The sequence below is a fragment of the Cognataquiflexum aquatile genome (assembly GCF_003316845.1).
Lineage (GTDB): Bacteria > Bacteroidota > Bacteroidia > Cytophagales > Cyclobacteriaceae > Cognataquiflexum > Cognataquiflexum aquatile.
Map to the genome: position 1 here is coordinate 256,042 of NZ_QMIK01000005.1, position 16,891 is coordinate 272,932.

16 protein-coding genes are annotated in these 16,891 nt (G+C 42.3%); 7 read left to right on the plus strand and 9 right to left on the minus strand.

Features of this window, described 5'->3' with window-relative positions; all coding sequences use genetic code 11:
* Positions 1-30: 30 nt before the first annotated feature.
* The 4 genes from DQW11_RS16270 to rocD all read right to left on the minus strand — a co-directional run bounded on the left by DQW11_RS16270 (position 31) and on the right by rocD (position 5,186).
* Positions 31-1,335 carry an ammonium transporter gene (locus tag DQW11_RS16270; protein WP_113925160.1) on the minus strand — a complete coding sequence of 435 codons (1,305 nt, stop codon included), beginning with the start codon at positions 1,333-1,335 and terminating at the stop codon, positions 31-33.
* Positions 1,336-2,110: 775 nt separating this feature from the next.
* Positions 2,111-3,082, minus strand: a complete 972-nt coding sequence (gene hemB, locus DQW11_RS16275) for a porphobilinogen synthase (protein ID WP_113925161.1) — start codon at positions 3,080-3,082, stop codon at positions 2,111-2,113.
* A gap of 48 nt (positions 3,083-3,130) precedes the next feature.
* Positions 3,131-3,793, minus strand: coding sequence for an HAD family hydrolase (locus DQW11_RS16280; protein ID WP_113925162.1), 663 nt, complete (start codon positions 3,791-3,793; stop codon positions 3,131-3,133).
* Positions 3,794-3,911: 118 nt separating this feature from the next.
* Positions 3,912-5,186, minus strand: coding sequence for an ornithine--oxo-acid transaminase (rocD, locus tag DQW11_RS16285; RefSeq protein ID WP_113925163.1), 1,275 nt, complete (start codon positions 5,184-5,186; stop codon positions 3,912-3,914).
* Between the two features lie 88 nt (positions 5,187-5,274).
* On the opposite strand from rocD, the gene DQW11_RS22280 reads away from it, so the two are divergent.
* The 5 genes from DQW11_RS22280 (at position 5,275) to ftsY (ending at position 7,402) form a co-directional block, all read left to right on the plus strand.
* Positions 5,275-5,433 (plus strand): DUF5522 domain-containing protein, encoded by a 159-nt coding sequence (locus DQW11_RS22280; RefSeq protein ID WP_157966131.1) that lies wholly within the window; start codon positions 5,275-5,277, stop codon positions 5,431-5,433.
* A 263-nt stretch (positions 5,434-5,696) separates the two neighbouring features.
* The gene (rpmB, locus tag DQW11_RS16290; RefSeq protein ID WP_113925164.1) at positions 5,697-5,939 is read left to right on the plus strand and encodes a 50S ribosomal protein L28; all 243 of its coding nucleotides are present in this window, start codon (positions 5,697-5,699) and stop codon (positions 5,937-5,939) included.
* A 34-nt stretch (positions 5,940-5,973) separates the two neighbouring features.
* Positions 5,974-6,156 (plus strand): 50S ribosomal protein L33, encoded by a 183-nt coding sequence (gene rpmG, locus DQW11_RS16295; RefSeq protein WP_113925165.1) that lies wholly within the window; start codon positions 5,974-5,976, stop codon positions 6,154-6,156.
* Between the two features lie 45 nt (positions 6,157-6,201).
* On the plus strand, positions 6,202-6,354 hold the full coding sequence (locus DQW11_RS16300) for a DUF4295 domain-containing protein (protein WP_113925166.1): 153 nt from the start codon (positions 6,202-6,204) through the stop codon (positions 6,352-6,354).
* 91 nt (positions 6,355-6,445) lie between these two features.
* Positions 6,446-7,402 carry a signal recognition particle-docking protein FtsY gene (ftsY, locus tag DQW11_RS16305; RefSeq protein WP_113925167.1) on the plus strand — a complete coding sequence of 319 codons (957 nt, stop codon included), beginning with the start codon at positions 6,446-6,448 and terminating at the stop codon, positions 7,400-7,402.
* Positions 7,403-7,461: 59 nt separating this feature from the next.
* On the opposite strand, the gene DQW11_RS16310 is transcribed toward ftsY, so the two are convergent.
* The 4 genes from DQW11_RS16310 to DQW11_RS16330 all read right to left on the minus strand — a co-directional run bounded on the left by DQW11_RS16310 (position 7,462) and on the right by DQW11_RS16330 (position 11,695).
* Positions 7,462-8,559 carry a DUF4221 family protein gene (locus DQW11_RS16310; protein ID WP_113925168.1) on the minus strand — a complete coding sequence of 366 codons (1,098 nt, stop codon included), beginning with the start codon at positions 8,557-8,559 and terminating at the stop codon, positions 7,462-7,464.
* A 195-nt stretch (positions 8,560-8,754) separates the two neighbouring features.
* Positions 8,755-10,389, minus strand: a complete 1,635-nt coding sequence (pruA, locus tag DQW11_RS16315) for an L-glutamate gamma-semialdehyde dehydrogenase (RefSeq protein ID WP_113925169.1) — start codon at positions 10,387-10,389, stop codon at positions 8,755-8,757.
* 216 nt (positions 10,390-10,605) lie between these two features.
* Positions 10,606-11,301, minus strand: a complete 696-nt coding sequence (locus DQW11_RS16325; protein ID WP_113925171.1) for a YjjG family noncanonical pyrimidine nucleotidase — start codon at positions 11,299-11,301, stop codon at positions 10,606-10,608.
* 10 nt (positions 11,302-11,311) lie between these two features.
* Complete coding sequence (locus DQW11_RS16330) at positions 11,312-11,695, minus strand: ArsR/SmtB family transcription factor (RefSeq protein ID WP_113925172.1); 384 nt, start codon at positions 11,693-11,695, stop codon at positions 11,312-11,314.
* Positions 11,696-11,889: 194 nt separating this feature from the next.
* Here DQW11_RS16330 and DQW11_RS16335 point away from each other — a divergent pair, with 194 nt between their 5' ends.
* On the plus strand, positions 11,890-12,480 hold the full coding sequence (locus DQW11_RS16335) for a carboxypeptidase-like regulatory domain-containing protein (protein ID WP_113925294.1): 591 nt from the start codon (positions 11,890-11,892) through the stop codon (positions 12,478-12,480).
* Between the two features lie 330 nt (positions 12,481-12,810).
* Here the strand turns inward: DQW11_RS16335 and DQW11_RS16340 are convergent, their stop codons facing one another.
* Complete coding sequence (locus DQW11_RS16340; RefSeq protein ID WP_157966132.1) at positions 12,811-13,419, minus strand: hypothetical protein; 609 nt, start codon at positions 13,417-13,419, stop codon at positions 12,811-12,813.
* A gap of 478 nt (positions 13,420-13,897) precedes the next feature.
* Between DQW11_RS16340 and DQW11_RS16350 the strand changes: the two genes are divergently transcribed.
* Positions 13,898-16,846, plus strand: a complete 2,949-nt coding sequence (locus tag DQW11_RS16350; RefSeq protein WP_113925175.1) for a DNA polymerase III subunit alpha — start codon at positions 13,898-13,900, stop codon at positions 16,844-16,846.
* Positions 16,847-16,891 lie beyond the last annotated feature (45 nt).

The window sequence follows — 16,891 nt, forward strand, 5'->3', positions numbered from 1 at the left end:
TTTTTGTAATTAGTTGTTTGGTTTTTTCTCCTATTCGTCGAAAATGATGGTATATCCTCTGATTCCGTGTTCGTGTGAATCCAAACCGGATTTTTCATGTGCTTCGGAAACCCTGATACCCACGGTAACTTTCAGGATGTAGAAAATGGCAAAAGCTGAAATGAAGGCTGTCGCACCGCACACTGCTACCCCAATTAATTGGGTTACAAAGGAATGATCAGGGTTAGTAGAAAAAATACCTACTGCCAATGTTCCCCATATCCCACAGGTAAGGTGGACAGAAACGGCACCCACAACATCATCCAATTTCATTTTGTCAAGGAAAACAGCAGAAATAACTACCAAAATCCCGGCAATAAAACCAATTAATAAGGCAGCGGCCGGTGTGAAAACATCAGCACCGGCTGTAATTCCTACCAATCCGGCTAGGATACCATTGAGCACCATACCGAGGTCTAGTCTATTGAATGCAAAGTATGCGGCTAAAAATCCACCCGTTCCTCCGGCGGCAGCGCCGAGGCAGGTTACTACCAACACCGAGGATACAAGCCCCGGATTTGCAGAAAGCACCGAACCTCCATTAAATCCAAACCACCCAAACCATAGAAGGAATGTACCAATTACAGCGAGCGGAATACTTGCTCCAGGTTTTGCAATGGCTTTTCCATCTATAAATTTACCAATCCTTGGGCCAACAAGGATGACGCCCGCCAAGGCACCCCATCCACCTACAGAGTGAACCAATGTGGAACCGGCAAAATCATAAAATCCCATGGCCTTTAAAGCACCACCGCCCCATTGCCAGCTTCCGATAAGTGGATAAATCAAACCCACAAAAAACAAGGTAAAGATGAGGTAAGCCCACACTTTGACCCTTTCGGCTATTGCACCTGAAACTATCGTGGCACATGTTGCCGCAAACATTGCTTGGAAAAGGAAGTCAGTCCAATAAGTGTAACCCCCGCTTGCATAACCGGAAGTAACATCTGCATCTGCCGGACTAAACCAGAACATGCTCCAACCTTCACTTGCGAAGGCAAACCATCCTGGGGTCTCAAATCCCGGATACATAAGGAAAAACCCGCAAATGGCATAGGTTATCAATCCTATTATCGGGGTTACTGTATTTTTGAAAAGAATATTGACCGTATTCTTAGCTTGGCCAAATCCAGTTTCCACAGCCGCAAAACCCAAATGCATAATAAATACCATAGCTGTACAGAGCATCATCCATACATTATTGGTCGTTAAGAGGGTTTGTGCCAGCTCTGCCGTGACATCAACCGCGGCAGGCACATCGCTTACTTGAGCGATCATTGAGTTCATCCACTTCATAGGTTTTAATTTTTACAACAACTTATTTGATAACATTTTGAATAGGTTTGATTTCTTTGAATAGGCTAAATCTAATTACATTTTTTTCAAAAAATAAAACCCATCATTGTCAAAAAGCCAATGATTAATCGATTTAGTTGATTATTTTTTATTGTTTTATTTATAAAACATTAAATTATTCAATTAATACGGCTTATTTTTTGATCCCTAAAAAACCAAATATTATTCTGTTTTTGAAAAAATGTTTTCCGCAATCGATACCGAAAATCATTAAATAAAAATAATATTTACTATTAATAAAATTTATAGAATAATAATCTGAAAATAAGAAAATATTGAAATTTGAACTTTAACAGACTTTGTGTTATTGATTTATTACAAAAAAAAAATTGAAAAAAATCAATTTTTTTTAAAAATAGGTTAATTTAAAAACCTAAAAATCAAAATTTTACATATTTTTTTACTTTTTAGGTAATAAAATAGCCCAACAATTGAAATTTTTATATCACATGAATGATACATAAGTTGTTTTTTTAACCATATACTTTCAAATTTTATAATTTTCGATAAAAGAGCCCCTAATTTTCGGTTTACACAGGTTGATTTATGGCTTAAACCGAATCTATGTGCACATTTCTAAACCTTAGGTCAAAAAATTAACCCAATTTTTCACCAATTACATAAAAAAAGCAAATCCCTTTGGACAAGCGATTAGCCAAAGGGATTTGTGATAGTGAAATCTCAAGAACTGGGTCCTATTAAAATCAAAAATTTGTTACTTTTTGACTAAAGTTGCATACTCTTTTGCAAAATAGCTCAGGATAACATTCGCTCCTGCCCTTTTTATACTCAACAATGATTCTAGCATGGCTCTTTCTCCGTCAAGCCAGCCTTTTTGGGCAGCAGCTTTGACCATGGCATACTCTCCGCTGACATTGTAGGCAGCTATAGGCAGGTTCGAATTGTCTTTCAGCAATTTGATGATGTCCAAATACGCCAAAGCGGGCTTGACCATCAAGAAATCTGCCCCCTCAGCTGTATCCAGTCCAGCTTCGATCAATGCTTCGCTGTAATTTGCCGGATCCATCTGGTAAGTCTTTTTGTCTCCCATTTTGGGTGCGGAATCCAATGCCTCCCTGAAAGGACCATAAAAAGCCGAAGCATATTTGGCAGTGTAGGACATAATGGAAACATCGGTATAGCCGTTTTTATCCAGAACTGACCTGATGAACCCAACTCTCCCATCCATCATATCTGAAGGTCCGAGAATATCAGCCCCTGCCTGTGCCTGTGCCAAAGACATTTTGCCCAAGATTTCCAATGTCTCGTCATTAAGGATTTTTCCATTTTCAACAAGACCGTCATGCCCATCCGAACTGTATGGATCCATTGCCACGTCCGTCATGACCACTGCCTCAGGGAATGTACTTTTGATTTTGAATATCGCTTTGAGATAAAATGTCCCGGGATTATGGCTTTCAGTGGCAAATTTGTCTTTCTTAATTTCAGGATAGGCAGGAAAAATATCAAATGCCATAATCCCAAGTTTCATACACGCTTCTATCTCACCCAACATCAGATCCAAAGAATACCTGTATATCCCGGGCATAGAGGAAACTTCAATCTTTTGGTTGATTCCATCAATCAGAAACATCGGGAAAATAAAGTCTTTGACAGAAAGTCTTGTTTCTTCCACCATGTTGCGGATACCTTGGGATTTTCTGTTTCTTCTTGGTCTAATGAGCATAGTAGTCTGAATTTAGTCAAATCAAAGTTAAATGTTTAGCACTGAAATTTACTTGGAGTATCCAATCAATGAAAAAATCCGGTCTGTATCCATCTCCCTAAAATCTTCAATATATAAGTCACACACCGGCAATTCAGAGCGGGAATGGGAGGACAAAACTCCCACAACTTTCATCCCCGCATTTTTGGCAGCGGTGACGCCTGAAAATGAATCTTCAAAGACGACACAAATACCGGGCTCCACCTGTAGGTTAGCCGCTGACTTGAGGTAAACCTCAGGATCCGGTTTGTGCTTGGTCACGTCCTCACTTGCCAAAATGGACTCCATCCTGTCGATCAGGGATAATTTTCCGGCTATCATTTCAAGGTTGGCAAAGGGTGCAGAAGTAGCGACACCGGTTAAAAATTGGTTGGTTTTGAGTTGGTGGAAAAAATTCTGAAACCCGGCGATCGGATCCACTTTGTCCTTGTAGATTTCCCTGAAGAGGCCTTCTTTCTCATTCTCCAATTCCAACAGTTCTTGTCCGGCGATTTTTCTTCCAAAAAAGTGGCTCATTATATAAGAGTTACTTTTGCCATACATATGCAATTGGAATTCTTCCTCAGTAGGGTGCATATCCCTTCTTGCAAAAAACTCCCTGAAAGCCATAGAATGAAAGGGATTGGTATGGCAAATGACGCCATCCATATCGAAAATAACTGCTTTTTTCATGGATTAATAGGTTTTTCTTGTGGTGGCAAAGCTAACAAAAGGACATTAAAAAACCCTCCGGGACCTCTATTTCTCCCGGAGGGTTTCTATTTCAATTAATCTAAATCTGCTAAAATGTCTATTTTTCAAACTCTTTGACCACTTTCTCGATGATATCGCAGCAGTCGTGCAGCTGCTCTTCGGTCATGACCAAAGGCGGCGCAAAGCGGATGATGTTGCCATGGGTGGGTTTGGCGAGGAGACCGTTGTCTTTCAAAGACACGCACATATCCCAAGCGGTGCTGCTGTTCGGGGAGTCATTGACCACGACTGCGTTGAGTAGTCCTTTGCCCCTGACGAGTTTGAGGATTTTGTATTTATCCACCAAAATCTGCATTCTCTCCCTGAAGATTTTTCCGAGTTTCCGTGCATTTTGGGCTAATTTCTCATCTCTTACCACTTCAAGCGCTGCTATGGCAACTTTCGCTCCAAGAGGATTGCCCCCAAATGTAGATCCATGCTGACCAGGCTTGATGACTTCCATGATATGATTATCCGCCAACACAGCCGATACAGGATAGAATCCGCCTGAGATCGCTTTTCCCAAGATCAACATGTCAGGCTTGGTGTAAGTATCTTGTTTTTCGCAATGTCCTTCACATGTACAATTGCCACAAACCGCCAAAAGGGAACCTGTCCTGGCAATTCCTGTCTGGATTTCATCAGCGATGAAAAGGACATTTTTGGCTTTGCAAGCCTCAGCAGCTCTTCGGATAAAATCTTCAGCTGGAGTATATACACCGGCTTCACCCTGAATCGGCTCCACTAAAAAGGCGACAACATTTTTATCCTCAAGCGCATTTTGCAAGGCTGAAATATCGTCGTAGGGTATTTTTATAAACCCCGGGGTATATGGGCCAAAATTCTTTCTCGCGTTGCTATCAGAAGAAAATGAAATGATAGTAGAAGTTCTCCCATGGAAGTTATTTTCAGCAACGACAATAACTGCCTGGTTTTCGTCCACGCCTTTTTTTTCATATCCCCATTTTCTGGCTATTTTCAAGGCTGTTTCCACGCCTTCTGCACCGGTATTCATCGGGAGAACTTTGTCAAAGCCAAAGTATTCAGTAATGTATTTTTCAAATGGTCCCAAGACATCATTATAAAATGCCCTTGACGTCAAAGTCAAAGTACCTGCCTGCTCGATCAAGGCATCTTTGATCCTTGGATGACAATGCCCCTGATTCACGGCAGAATATGCCGACAGGAAGTCATAGTATTTTTTACCTTCTACATCCCAAAGGAAAACTCCCTCTCCTCTTGATAATACAACCGGCAGGGGATGGTAATTGTGAGCTCCGTGCCTGTCTTCCAGTGCGATAGCTTGGCTACTTGAGTTTATTGTTTCAATCATAATATTTGTAGATTTGTTACCCGTCAAGGATAAATTTCACCGCCCAAAACGGTTTGGCAAATATAGCAAAAGCCTTTAGGATTACAGAATGAACTCAAAAAAGAAGCCTGCAGCACCCATGAAGCTGATTCCCGGGGATTATTACACCAATGAAAAAGGGCTGATGGTTTTTACAGCACAATATCACCTGAGGAGAGGCTATTGCTGTGGCAGCGGCTGCAAACATTGTCCTTATGGGGAGAAGTGATTGGGTTATTAGGTTATTGGTTATTTGGTTATTTGGTTATTGGTTAATGGAGTTGTAGTGGTTGTATTTGTTCTAATTGTTTCTAATACCACTACCAATCCACTGAATACTGAGACTGCCTACTGATTACTTGCCTCTTGTCTCTCCAATTAAAATAAGAATTTTACTGAATATTTTTAGAAGCTAGTATTGGTATTTCAGGTAAAAGTCCGATATTTGCAAACTCAATTGAAAAAACGTCTATACAATTACGATCATATATCATGGCAAAAGTTTGTGACATTACCGGCAAGAGACCTCAAGTAGGTAATAATGTATCGCATGCGAACAACAAGACCAAGCGTAAATTTTATCCAAATTTGCATAAGAAAAGCTTCTACATCCCTGAGGAAGATGCTTGGATCACTTTAAAGGTTTGTACCAAAGCTTTGAGAACCATCAACAAAAAAGGAATTACTCCTGTGTTGAGAGAAGCCCAGGCTAAAGGATACGTTATCATTAAATAATCAGATCAGGTTTACCATTTAAATATATACAGCGATGGCTAAGAAAGGTAACAGAGTACAAGTGATCATGGAGTGCACCGAGCACAAGGCTACAGGCCTTCCAGGTACTTCAAGATACATCACTACCAAAAACCGTAAAAACACCACTACAAGACTTGAATTGAAAAAATTCAATCCGATCTTGAAGAAAATGACGGTTCACAAAGAAATTAAATAATTTAGGACCTAGGTTGCTTCCGGCAACAGTATAAACCTTGAAAATATGGCTAAGAAAGTAGTAGCAACCCTGAAAAAAGAAGGTGGCGTAACATATGCTAAAGTAATCAGAGCAATCAAATCTGAAAAATCAGGTGCATATACCTTCAAAGAAGAAATGGTTCCAACCACTATGGTTCAGGATACCTTGAAAAAATAATTTCATTGCACTTTTTGCGATCGAAAGTCCCTTCAGGCAAAGTCTTTGAAGGGACTTTTTTGTTATATTCGGACTTTAAAAATCACAAGCTATGGGAATTTTCGGTTTCTTTTCGAAGGAAAAAAAAGAAAGCCTTGACCAAGGTTTACAAAAATCCAGCGAAAACATTTTTTCTAGGTTAAGCAAAGCTGTTGTCGGCAAATCTAAAGTTGATGAGGAGATATTGGATGAATTGGAGGAAATCCTCATCACCTCTGATGTAGGGGTCGACACGACCATTAAGGTTATCAGAAGAATCGAAGATCGAGTTGCCAAAGACAAATACCTCAATACGGCAGAACTCGATGTGATCCTAAGGGAAGAAATCATGGGTTTGCTCGAAGAAAACCAAAGTACCGATCTCTCAGACTTTGACCTGCCGGCAGACAAAAAGCCATATGTCATCATGGTAGTCGGTGTCAACGGTGTGGGCAAAACAACCACCATCGGCAAACTCGCCTACCAATTCAAACAAGCCGGAAAGTCAGTAGTCCTTGGTGCTGCCGATACTTTCAGGGCTGCAGCGGTGGACCAACTGATCCTTTGGGCAAAACGTGTCGATGTACCCATCGTGTCCCACGGCATGAATACCGATCCAGCTTCAGTGGCTTTTGATGCAGTCAAGCAAGGGGTAGATACCGGTGCTGATGTCGTGATCATAGACACTGCAGGCAGGTTGCATACCAAAGTCAACCTGATGAACGAGCTGACCAAAATCAAAAGGGTGATGCAAAAATTCATCGACGATGCACCGCATGAGGTGTTACTCGTATTGGATGGATCTACAGGTCAGAATGCCTTTATCCAAGCGCAGGAATTTACCAAAGCGACTGATATCACAGCCCTTGCGATTACCAAACTAGACGGAACAGCCAAAGGAGGCGTCGTTATCGGAATATCAGACCAATTCAAAATCCCTGTCAAGTACATTGGGGTTGGTGAAAAAATGACTGACCTACAGGTTTTTAATCGGAAGGAATTTGTGGATTCGCTTTTTAAGAAGAAGTAATTGAAAATACCATTTAACCACAAAAGGCACAAAAGAAAATTCTTTTGTGCCTTTTGTGGTTAAAAATCAAACCGGACATACCCTTCTCTATCATCGCTTTGCTGTTCTGCCAATTTTAGATAAAATCCATTGGGCGTGAAAAATCCTGAAGGTATGATCTTTTGATTGTCAAAAAAAAGCTCCGCTACTTTTCCTAACTCACTGTCTAAAAGAATAAAGCTGCTTTCATTGGTGTAAGTTTCTATTTCTGATTCTTTGGTTTCAATATTTACATATCTAAAAAGTCTTTTCCGATAAGGATCATATTGGGTGAATTTGTATCTACTTGTCTTCATACTTGGATTAAAAACTGTCCACTCTCCCCTAGGTTCGGTTTTCCCTTTTTCAAAAGTCAAAGTTCTAGCGCTTCGGCCATCCACCCAATAACTTTTGTCCGAATCCAAAATCAATAAGGAATCATTTGCAGGAAAATTGACCACAAAAAGATCGCGGTCAATAATATAGGAATGGGCAAAAACTCCAAGTTCAGGATCATCATAGTGTTCCCTGTATTTTTCGGGATAGTTGAAGCCTACAGAATCAAAATTTCCAGAACGGGTATCCAATTTCCATAACCAATCCCGGTAATTCATATTGGGTTCTTTGAGTACAAATGGAACATCAGCCAAAAACAAGGTCTTGGTTGCAGCATCATAGGTCATGTCATTGCCATTCATCGCAGAAAAATTAGCGGCCAACCTTTCCTCCGGCACCGCAGGCAAAGGAAATCTGCTGATAACTTTCCCTTCAAAATCTGTATAAACAATTTCTTTCTGGTCTGAGATAAAAAACAATCCATCTTTAGTAATCAAACTCCCCGATATAAAAGAGCCGATCCCATCAGGACCTTCTGCAAAGAAATTGGTACTTGAAAGCAATTTGCCGGAGGGGTAACTGTATTTCAAAAGCCTTTTGTCATACCATGCATAAAGTAAACTGCTATCATTCTCTTCAAGGTAAGCGAATTTGGAAGGAAGGTTTTTGGTAAACTCATCCTTTTCGAAGTAAAGGGTATCTGAAATGTATTCAGTCAACTCACCGGATATGAATTCGGGGTTGGATTCCTTGGAATTACAGGAAAAAACCACTGCCAAAAGAAAAAAGAAATACTTACCCATACCTCAATTTTAGTTCAAAAACTATCTTCCTTTCAATCATCCTTGTAAATTTAAAATCATACTTTAATTTTACAAGGATACACTTTGAATTTCACCTGAATTCTAAAAAGAAAAAACCACCAAAGCCTAAATGCTCCGATGGTCTTTTCCCTGTATTGCCTCTTTTCTCTAGCTTCTCGGCTCTCGTTTCTCCTCTCAATCTTTTCCCAAAAACGGATACCTGTAGTCCACCGGGGATACAAACGTTTCCTTGATGGTCCGGGGAGAAACCCAACGCAGCAAATTGATCATGGAACCGGCTTTGTCATTGGTACCGGATGCCCTTGCACCTCCAAAAGGCTGTTGACCCACGACCGCACCTGTCGGCTTGTCATTGATGTAGAAATTACCTGCTGCATTTCTCAGTTTTTTGGTAGCCAATTCGATCGCATACCTGTCTTGGGAGAATACGGCGCCTGTCAAAGCATAAGGCGAAGTCTGATCGACCAATTCCAATGCTTCCTCAAAGTGCTCTTCGTGATAGACATAGATGGTCAATACCGGTCCAAATATTTCTTCGCACATGGTCGTGTACATCGGGTCTTTGGTTAGGAGGACAGTCGGTTGGATAAAATAACCTTTGGATTTGTCATGATGGCCGCCGGCGATGATTTCAACACCCGGGGCATTTTTGGCATTGTCGATGTATTTGGAGATTTTGTCAAAAGACTTCTCGTCGATCACTGCATTGATGAAGTTGGTGAAATCTTCTGTAGGTCCCATTTTCATGGAAGCCAAATCCTCCAACAGGTATTTTTTGACATCAGGCCAGATATTGGAAGGAATGTAAGCCCTAGAAGCCGCGGAGCATTTCTGTCCCTGATATTCAAAAGCTCCCCTCGAAAGTCCGACCGCTACTGCTTTGGCATGGGCAGACTTGTGTGCCAAGACAAAGTCTTTCCCACCTGTTTCGCCCACTATTCTCGGATAGGATTTATACTTAAAGATATTTTCTCCAACCGTTTTCCAGATGTGTTGGAATACTCCTGTGGAACCTGTAAAGTGGATTCCTGCAAAATCGGGATGGTTGAAAATGATACTTCCGGCTGTTGGGCCGTCTACAAAAACCAAATTGATAACGCCATCCGGCACGCCCGCTTCTTTGAAAACCTGCATCAGTACATTTGCAGAGTAAATCTGCGTGTAAGCTGGTTTCCATACGACGGTGTTTCCCATCATGGCCGGAGCAGTAGGAAGATTTCCTGCTATGGCTGTAAAATTGAACGGGGTCAAAGCAAATACAAATCCCTCAAGCGGTCTTTGCTCCAATCTATTCCAAACTCCTGCGCCGGAAACGGGCGGCTGCTGCGCATAGATTTCAGACATGTATTGCACATTAAACCTTAGAAAATCTATGAATTCACAGGCTGCGTCGATTTCGGCTTGAAAGGCATTTTTGGATTGTCCCAGCATGGTGGCCGCATTGATCTTGGCACGGTATGGACCTGCCAAGAGGTCTGCGGCTTTGAGGAAAATCGCTGCTCTTTGCTCCCATTCCATGGTTTCCCAAGCTTCTTTTGCTCCCAAAGCAGCATTGATCGCCTGTTCTACATGGGATGCATCTCCCTCATGGAAGAATCCCAAAAGGTGCTTATGGTCATGGGGAGGGGACATGGATTTTTTAACTCCTGTCCTCACTTCTTCGCTTCCGATATACATAGGCACATCTACAAGCTGCGACCTGAATTCCTTCAGCGTCTGCTGCAGTTCGATCCTCTCGGGAGAACCCGGAGCATAACTTTTTACCGGTTCGTTGACCGGCTTGGGAACGTTAAAAAAACCTTTGAGCATATGAATTTGAGTTTATGATTTCTGAAGGGGCAAAGATAAGGACTACCATCCTGAAAACCTGCCGAATTTCAAAAGTTGTAATGGTGTATTTGTTGTAATTGTTATCAGCTTCGCTCCTGTTACGGAAGATAGGAGAAAACATTATATTACTTCGTTCTTGTTTCTTGCTCCTCCATCTTGATACATGGTACTTGATACTTTGTACTTGATACATTCTCACAATAGCCCTTCCAATTCCTTCAAATGCCGAATTGTATGTGTAGGCTGATGCTCAATTCCTTTTTCGTGGGGATCGAAATAGATTTGGTCGATATTGGACCGGATAGCTCCAAGGATATCCGAATTGGGATTATCGCCTATCATGATACAATCGGCAGATTTCACAGCCAATTTATCCATCGCATATTGAAAGATCCTTGGATCAGGCTTTTTGTGACCTGTTGTTTCAGAAGTCACCACCAGATCAAAATACGGCGTCAAGCCCGAAGAATGCATTTTCTTGGCCTGACTTTCATTGAAGCCATTGGTGATGATGTGCATCTTGTAGTTGGGACTCAAATAATCCAAAATCTCCTTGGAATAAGGAAGCAGATGGGGTTTGGAAGAAGTTCTTTGCATAAAATCTTCTTCCATTTCTTTGGGAACATTGCTTCCACTGACTCCGGCTTTTTCAAAGATGAGTTTGAACCGCGTTTCCCTCAGGTTTTGTTTGTCAATTTTACCCAAATCATATAGTGCCCAAAGCTTAAAATTCACCTGATAGAATGCATCGATGAATGTCTGAAAGTCAGGAATACCTACAGTCGGAAGTTGGTAGATTTCAAACAATTCGGAGAGTGATTCCTGGACATTGGTATCATAATCCCAAAGTGTATGGTCAAGGTCAAAGAAGATGTGTCGGTACTTTTTCAAAAGGAAGTTACTATTTGCGGTATGGGTTATTCTCAATTTTATTGATGGCCAATTCCCGGTTGGTAAGCAGGATATTGTATACATCCTGGTCACGCTTGAAATTCGGATCTTTTTGGATAAACTTAAAAATCTGTTGGATGATCTCTTGGGCTTCGTCCAAGATATAGTAAAAAATCCATTGGTCCACCCTTCGGCTTCCCAACAATCCGGAATTTTTGAGGTAGATCAAATGTCGGCTGGTTTTTGTCTGGGTAAAGTCCAGGATATGTTCCAGATCAGAAATCGACAGTTCTTTGTTTTGGAGCAAAAGATGAAGGATGCGGACTCTCGGCTCTTCGGAAAGTGCCTTAAAAATCCTCATTCCATAGCTTAAGCTGATATTTTTAAGTCGCATTTAGTAAAATTAACGAATAAAACCCGGTCGAAATTAAGCAAATGAAACTAAAATAGGCTAATATTATACCCAAATTAGAAAACCTAATTAGACTGAATTCGGTTCAGCGAATCAATAAGATAAACTGTATTGCCTTGAAATTTAAAGTACACCCGATAGCTGTTTTCCTTTTTTTCACCCTTTTCATTTTGGGAATTGAAGACGGTTTTGCCCAAGATAGAGAAAAAAAAGTGATCCAGCTTTCAGGAATTATCCTCAATGCTGACAGTACGGATGCTGTTCCGGGAGTCAATGTCTATGTTCCAAAAAAGGGACGTGGCACAAGTTCGGGTAGGTATGGCTATTTTTCTATGCCGGTATTGGAAGGTGACAGTGTGATTTTCAGTTTTATAGGTTTGAGAAAACAGTCTTTCAAAGTCCCCGAAAAAGTAGAAGATGACAAGATCTCTTTGATCCTCACCATGCAGGTCGATGAGATTGCTTTGGCAGAAATCGAGGTCATGCCCTATCCTACTGAGGATGAATTCAAAAGACAGGTTTTGGCGATGAATTATGAAGCCCCGATGACTATCGATAGAACAGGGAATCTAAGTCCAGAAACTCTCCTGAGGTATGCGGAGGCAATGCCGGCTTCGGGCAATGAAAATATGAGGTATTTCCAACAGGGACAGGTCATGCAGATCCAAGACCGCTACGGACCTAGACCTTTTACTTTGATGGATCCTTTTGCTTGGTCCAAATTTATCCAATCCATCAAAAGGGGTGACCTGAAGAAAAAGGATTGATATATTCACCTTAGAAATAAAATCAAAAGGCTCAAAATTCATCATTTTGAGCCTTTTTCAATTTTTTGATGGTTTGGTTTTTTTTTGAATGAGAATCCCACGACGCAATAATTACTGATCCAATACAAATAACAGATAGTTTAAATTACTCTAGCAGGCTGCATATCAAAGGTCATCACAAAAAATCCGGCTAAATGCCGGACTTCAGTTTTTAAGTAAGGTTGTATTTTTAGAATTTATGTATGTACGCTTTCACGCACAAACCATATAAAACTCGGATTGAAAATCCATTGTAGTGGCTATGGACTCTCGAAAGTGGTCTATGACTGATTACATTTTGAATCCCAACCTGTAGGTGACCAATAAATAGTAAGGCCAATATCCGTCAAAAGAGGACATACTCACCCCAATCGTATTTCTCCTGTTTGGATTTGCCGGTTGCCAATCAAACGTCACTTGGGACACATACCCCAATCTCCTATGTCTTTCAACCATAAATCCTGCACTTTCCTGTACCCGTGGTTCGCTATCGCTAAGTTGGTAACCGCGGTGGATTACCTCTCCTCCTAACTGGTATGATGGACCAAATGCCAAGCCTAACCTGAAATCCTTTTTGGTACGGATGATGTCATATTGAAATCGGACATCCGTAAAAATCCCCGAAACAAACTCCTCCCTGTCTTCAGGGAAAGTATAGGAAAAATTAGAATTGATGATGGAATGGTAATAAGTAAGGCTCGGATTGATCGAAAATCTATCCCGGACTTTGAAGCTCAGTTCATTGATCACATTAAATCCATAGAATCCCCAATTTCCTTCTACCAGCACCCCTGTGCCTATCCTGTATGTCATGTTGCTGCTCTTTTCTTCTAATTGCTGCGCAAATGAAGTTGCCGAAATCAATAGGAAGATGAAAATTGTTGTGGGGATGTTTTTCATAATGGTGCTTTTTGTGATAGACAAAAATATAACTAAATGTCAGTTTGACAACTTAAGTTTTCCTTTTTATTCCTCCAAAAATTCTTTTCAGAAATAATCCCTTTTTAGCATGATTTCCCGCATTCTGTTTTTTTCATTGACAATTTCCCCCACAAGCTTGACAGCACTTGATTATTTTGTTTACATTATAAACACATAAATGTTTATTTAATAAACATTTTGAAAAATTCCTTGATGTAAATAATTGGATGCAAGCTCCATCATGTCTCGCAATTACATCAAAAGTTAGAACCAGGATTGATGCTGAAACTTATATCGCCGAAGGCATATATCCATTTATATCGCTTCAGCTTATATCATTTAGATTCGCCGAAGGCATATATCCACCTATATCGCTTTAGCATATATCATCTTACATCACTTCACCTTATATCAATTAATATCGCCGAAGGCAAATATCCATTAGTATCCTTTAAATATGTTTATCAACTGCCATTCCTTTTACAGCTTCAAATACGGGACGATGTCCGTGGAAGCACTGATCGCTGAAGCGAAAGGCAAAAAACTCGACTCCCTCGCCCTCACCGACATCAACTGCACCGCGGGCGTGTTTCCATTTATCCGCGAAGCACAGAAAAAAGGCATCCATCCTGTCATCGGCATCGACTTCCGCAACGGTGTCAGGCAACAATACATCGGACTTGCCAAAAACCAAGAGGGCTTCTTCGAACTCAACAAACACCTCTCGCACCACCGCATCAAAGGAATTCCCTTTGAAGCCAAGGCTCCTGCTTTTCAGAATAGTTTTATAGTATACCCCCTGCCTGCGAAATTTTTTGCCCTGCGGGAAAATGAATTTGTAGGCGTCCATCCCTACCAACTCAACAAAATCGTGAAGTCGCCATGGTTCAGGTACAAGGACAAACTCGTCTTGCTGCAGCCGGCGACATTCAGCTCCAAGTTGGAATTCAACGCCCACCGCCTCCTCCGGGCGATCGATGGCAATACCTTGCTCAGCAAACTGGAAACCGAAGAACAGGGCGAAATCTGCGACATGCTCTACAGCTATGCCGATATGGTCGCACGCTGCGAAGGCCACAGCTACCTGCTGTATAATGCACAGAAACTGCTCGAAGCCTGTCAGTTTTCCTTTTACTTCCAAGCAGTCAAAAACAGAAGGGACATCCTCGGTTCGGACTGGGAAGATTACGACTACCTCAGGCAGGAAACATTCAAAGGTGCCCTCATGCGCTATGCAGACCTGACGGCCGAGATCAGCAAGCGGATCGAAAAAGAACTTGAACTCATCCAGCAAAAAGGTTTTGTATCCTACTTTCTGATCAATTACGACATCGTCAACTTTGCCCACAGCAAAGGCTATTACCATGTCGGACGGGGCAGCGGTGCCAACAGCATCGTCGCTTATTGTCTCTACATCACCGATGTCGACCCGATAGAGTTGGACCTGTACTTCGAGAGATTCATCAACCTATACCGTGAAAACCCACCCGATTTTGACATTGACTTCAGTTGGACAGACAGGGACGAGGTGACGGCGTATATTTTTGAGAAATACAACCAAGGAAATCAGGAGCATGTCGCCTTGCTCGGTTCGTACAGTACATTCCAATCCAACTCCATGCTGCGCGAACTTGGGAAAGTCTTTGGCCTGCCCAAAACAGAAATCGAATCCCTGATCTACTATGCCGGCAAGCCTGACTATGTCCCGGACCAATACGGGAAGCTGATTATCAAATACAGTCAGGTCCTCCACGGCATGCCTTCCCACCTGACGATCCATGCTTGTGGCATTCTGATTTCCCACAAACCGATACATTATTACACCGCAACAGATATGCCGCCAAAGGGATTTCCCCTAGCCCATATTGACATGCATGTGGCTGAAGACATCGGACTGTATAAGTTTGACATCCTCAGTCAGCGTGGTCTCGGACATATCAAGAGTGCCATCCAAATCATCGAACAAAATCAGGGCGTCAAGGTCGATATCCGTCAGGTTGAAAAATTCAAAAAAGACCCTAAAATCAAGGAACACCTCCGGAATGGGCATACCATCGGGGCATTTTATGTCGAGTCACCCGCCATGCGCATGCTACTCGCCAAGATGAAGGCCGACGAATACCTTGAGCTCGTGGCTGCAAGCTCCATCATCCGTCCAGGGGTGGCGCGGTCAGGCATGATGCGTGAATATATCCTGCGGCATGTGGACCCCGAGCGCCGCAAAACCGCCCATCCGGTAATGATGGACATCATGCCCGAAACTTACGGCATCATGGTCTATCAGGAAGACGTGATCAAGGTTGCGCACTATTTTGCAGGGCTTTCCCTCTCGGAAGCAGATGTGCTCCGACGCGGCATGAGCGGCAAGTCCCGCTCCAAGGAAGAATTCAAGCATGTACATGACCAGTTTTTTATCAACTGCGAAAAGCTTGGCCGTGACCCCAAAATCACAGCAGAGGTCTGGTATCAGATTGAGAGCTTTGCCGGATATTCTTTTGCCAAAGGACACTCTGCATCCTTTGCAGTGGAAAGCTACCAGAGCCTGTACCTCAAGGCCTACTTTCCGCTGGAGTTTATGGTTGGGGTGATCAACAACTTCGGGGGATTTTACCATACGGAGTTTTATGTCCACGAGCTCCGCATGAACGGCGCCGACATACAGGCACCCCACATCAACGAAAGCGACTACCTGACCAATATCAAAGGCAAAACCGTCTACTTGGGATTTATCCACCTGAAGTTTCTCGAAAAAACAACTGTCGAAAAAATCCTCCGGGAAAGAGCTGTCAACGGACCCTATCTGGGATTGTCCGATTTTATCGCAAGGGTAGAAATCAGCTTGGAGCAGGCGCTGATCCTGATCCGTATTGCCTGCTTCAGGTTTACAGGCAAGAGCAAGCAGGAACTGCTTTGGGAGGCCCACTTTATCCTGAACAAAAGAAAAACCGTAGCTGTCGGCAACGAACTGTTCAAAAAATCAGGTTTCCGTGAACTGCAGGTTCCCGAACTCGAAGCTGCCGACATCCGGCAAGAGATCGTCGATCAGATAGAAATCCTGGAATTTCCGCTGGACTCTCCCTTTCTGCTGGTCAAAGACCAGTCTGTGGCGAGCATCAAGGGAAAGGATATGAAACTGCATCTGGGCAAAACGGTACAGGTCATCGGCTACCTTGTCACCATCAAATACACAAGGACAGTCAAGGGTGAGGTGATGAATTTTGGTACCTTTATCGATCGGGACGGAGACTGGATCGACACGGTTCATTTTCCTCCTGTGGTCAAAAAACATCCCTTAAAAGGCCGCGGCATCTACCTAGTCAAGGGCAAAGTCACGCAGGAGTTTGACTTCTACAGCATCGAAGTCAGCAGCTGCGAAAGGATGGAATACTGGAATGCGGGAGATTGAAATCGTATTTACAACTTTACCTTAATCGCGTATTTATTGTAATCA

Excerpts from the sequence above, each read along its gene's own strand:
- pruA (WP_113925169.1), bottom strand. The coding sequence starts at position 10,389 with ATGCTCAAAGGTTTTTTTAACGTTCCCAAGCCGGTCAACGAACCGGTA.
- DQW11_RS16330 (WP_113925172.1), bottom strand. The coding sequence starts at position 11,695 with ATGCGACTTAAAAATATCAGCTTAAGCTATGGAATGAGGATTTTTAAG.
- DQW11_RS16350 (WP_113925175.1), top strand. The coding sequence starts at position 13,898 with ATGTTTATCAACTGCCATTCCTTTTACAGCTTCAAATACGGGACGATG.
- hemB (WP_113925161.1), bottom strand. The coding sequence starts at position 3,082 with ATGCTCATTAGACCAAGAAGAAACAGAAAATCCCAAGGTATCCGCAAC.
- DQW11_RS16340 (WP_157966132.1), bottom strand. The coding sequence starts at position 13,419 with ATGAAAAACATCCCCACAACAATTTTCATCTTCCTATTGATTTCGGCA.
- rpmG (WP_113925165.1), top strand. The coding sequence starts at position 5,974 with ATGGCTAAGAAAGGTAACAGAGTACAAGTGATCATGGAGTGCACCGAG.
- rocD (WP_113925163.1), bottom strand. The coding sequence starts at position 5,186 with ATGATTGAAACAATAAACTCAAGTAGCCAAGCTATCGCACTGGAAGAC.
- DQW11_RS16310 (WP_113925168.1), bottom strand. The coding sequence starts at position 8,559 with ATGGGTAAGTATTTCTTTTTTCTTTTGGCAGTGGTTTTTTCCTGTAAT.
- ftsY (WP_113925167.1), top strand. The coding sequence starts at position 6,446 with ATGGGAATTTTCGGTTTCTTTTCGAAGGAAAAAAAAGAAAGCCTTGAC.
- DQW11_RS22280 (WP_157966131.1), top strand. The coding sequence starts at position 5,275 with ATGAACTCAAAAAAGAAGCCTGCAGCACCCATGAAGCTGATTCCCGGG.
- DQW11_RS16280 (WP_113925162.1), bottom strand. The coding sequence starts at position 3,793 with ATGAAAAAAGCAGTTATTTTCGATATGGATGGCGTCATTTGCCATACC.
- DQW11_RS16300 (WP_113925166.1), top strand. The coding sequence starts at position 6,202 with ATGGCTAAGAAAGTAGTAGCAACCCTGAAAAAAGAAGGTGGCGTAACA.
- DQW11_RS16270 (WP_113925160.1), bottom strand. The coding sequence starts at position 1,335 with ATGAAGTGGATGAACTCAATGATCGCTCAAGTAAGCGATGTGCCTGCC.
- rpmB (WP_113925164.1), top strand. The coding sequence starts at position 5,697 with ATGGCAAAAGTTTGTGACATTACCGGCAAGAGACCTCAAGTAGGTAAT.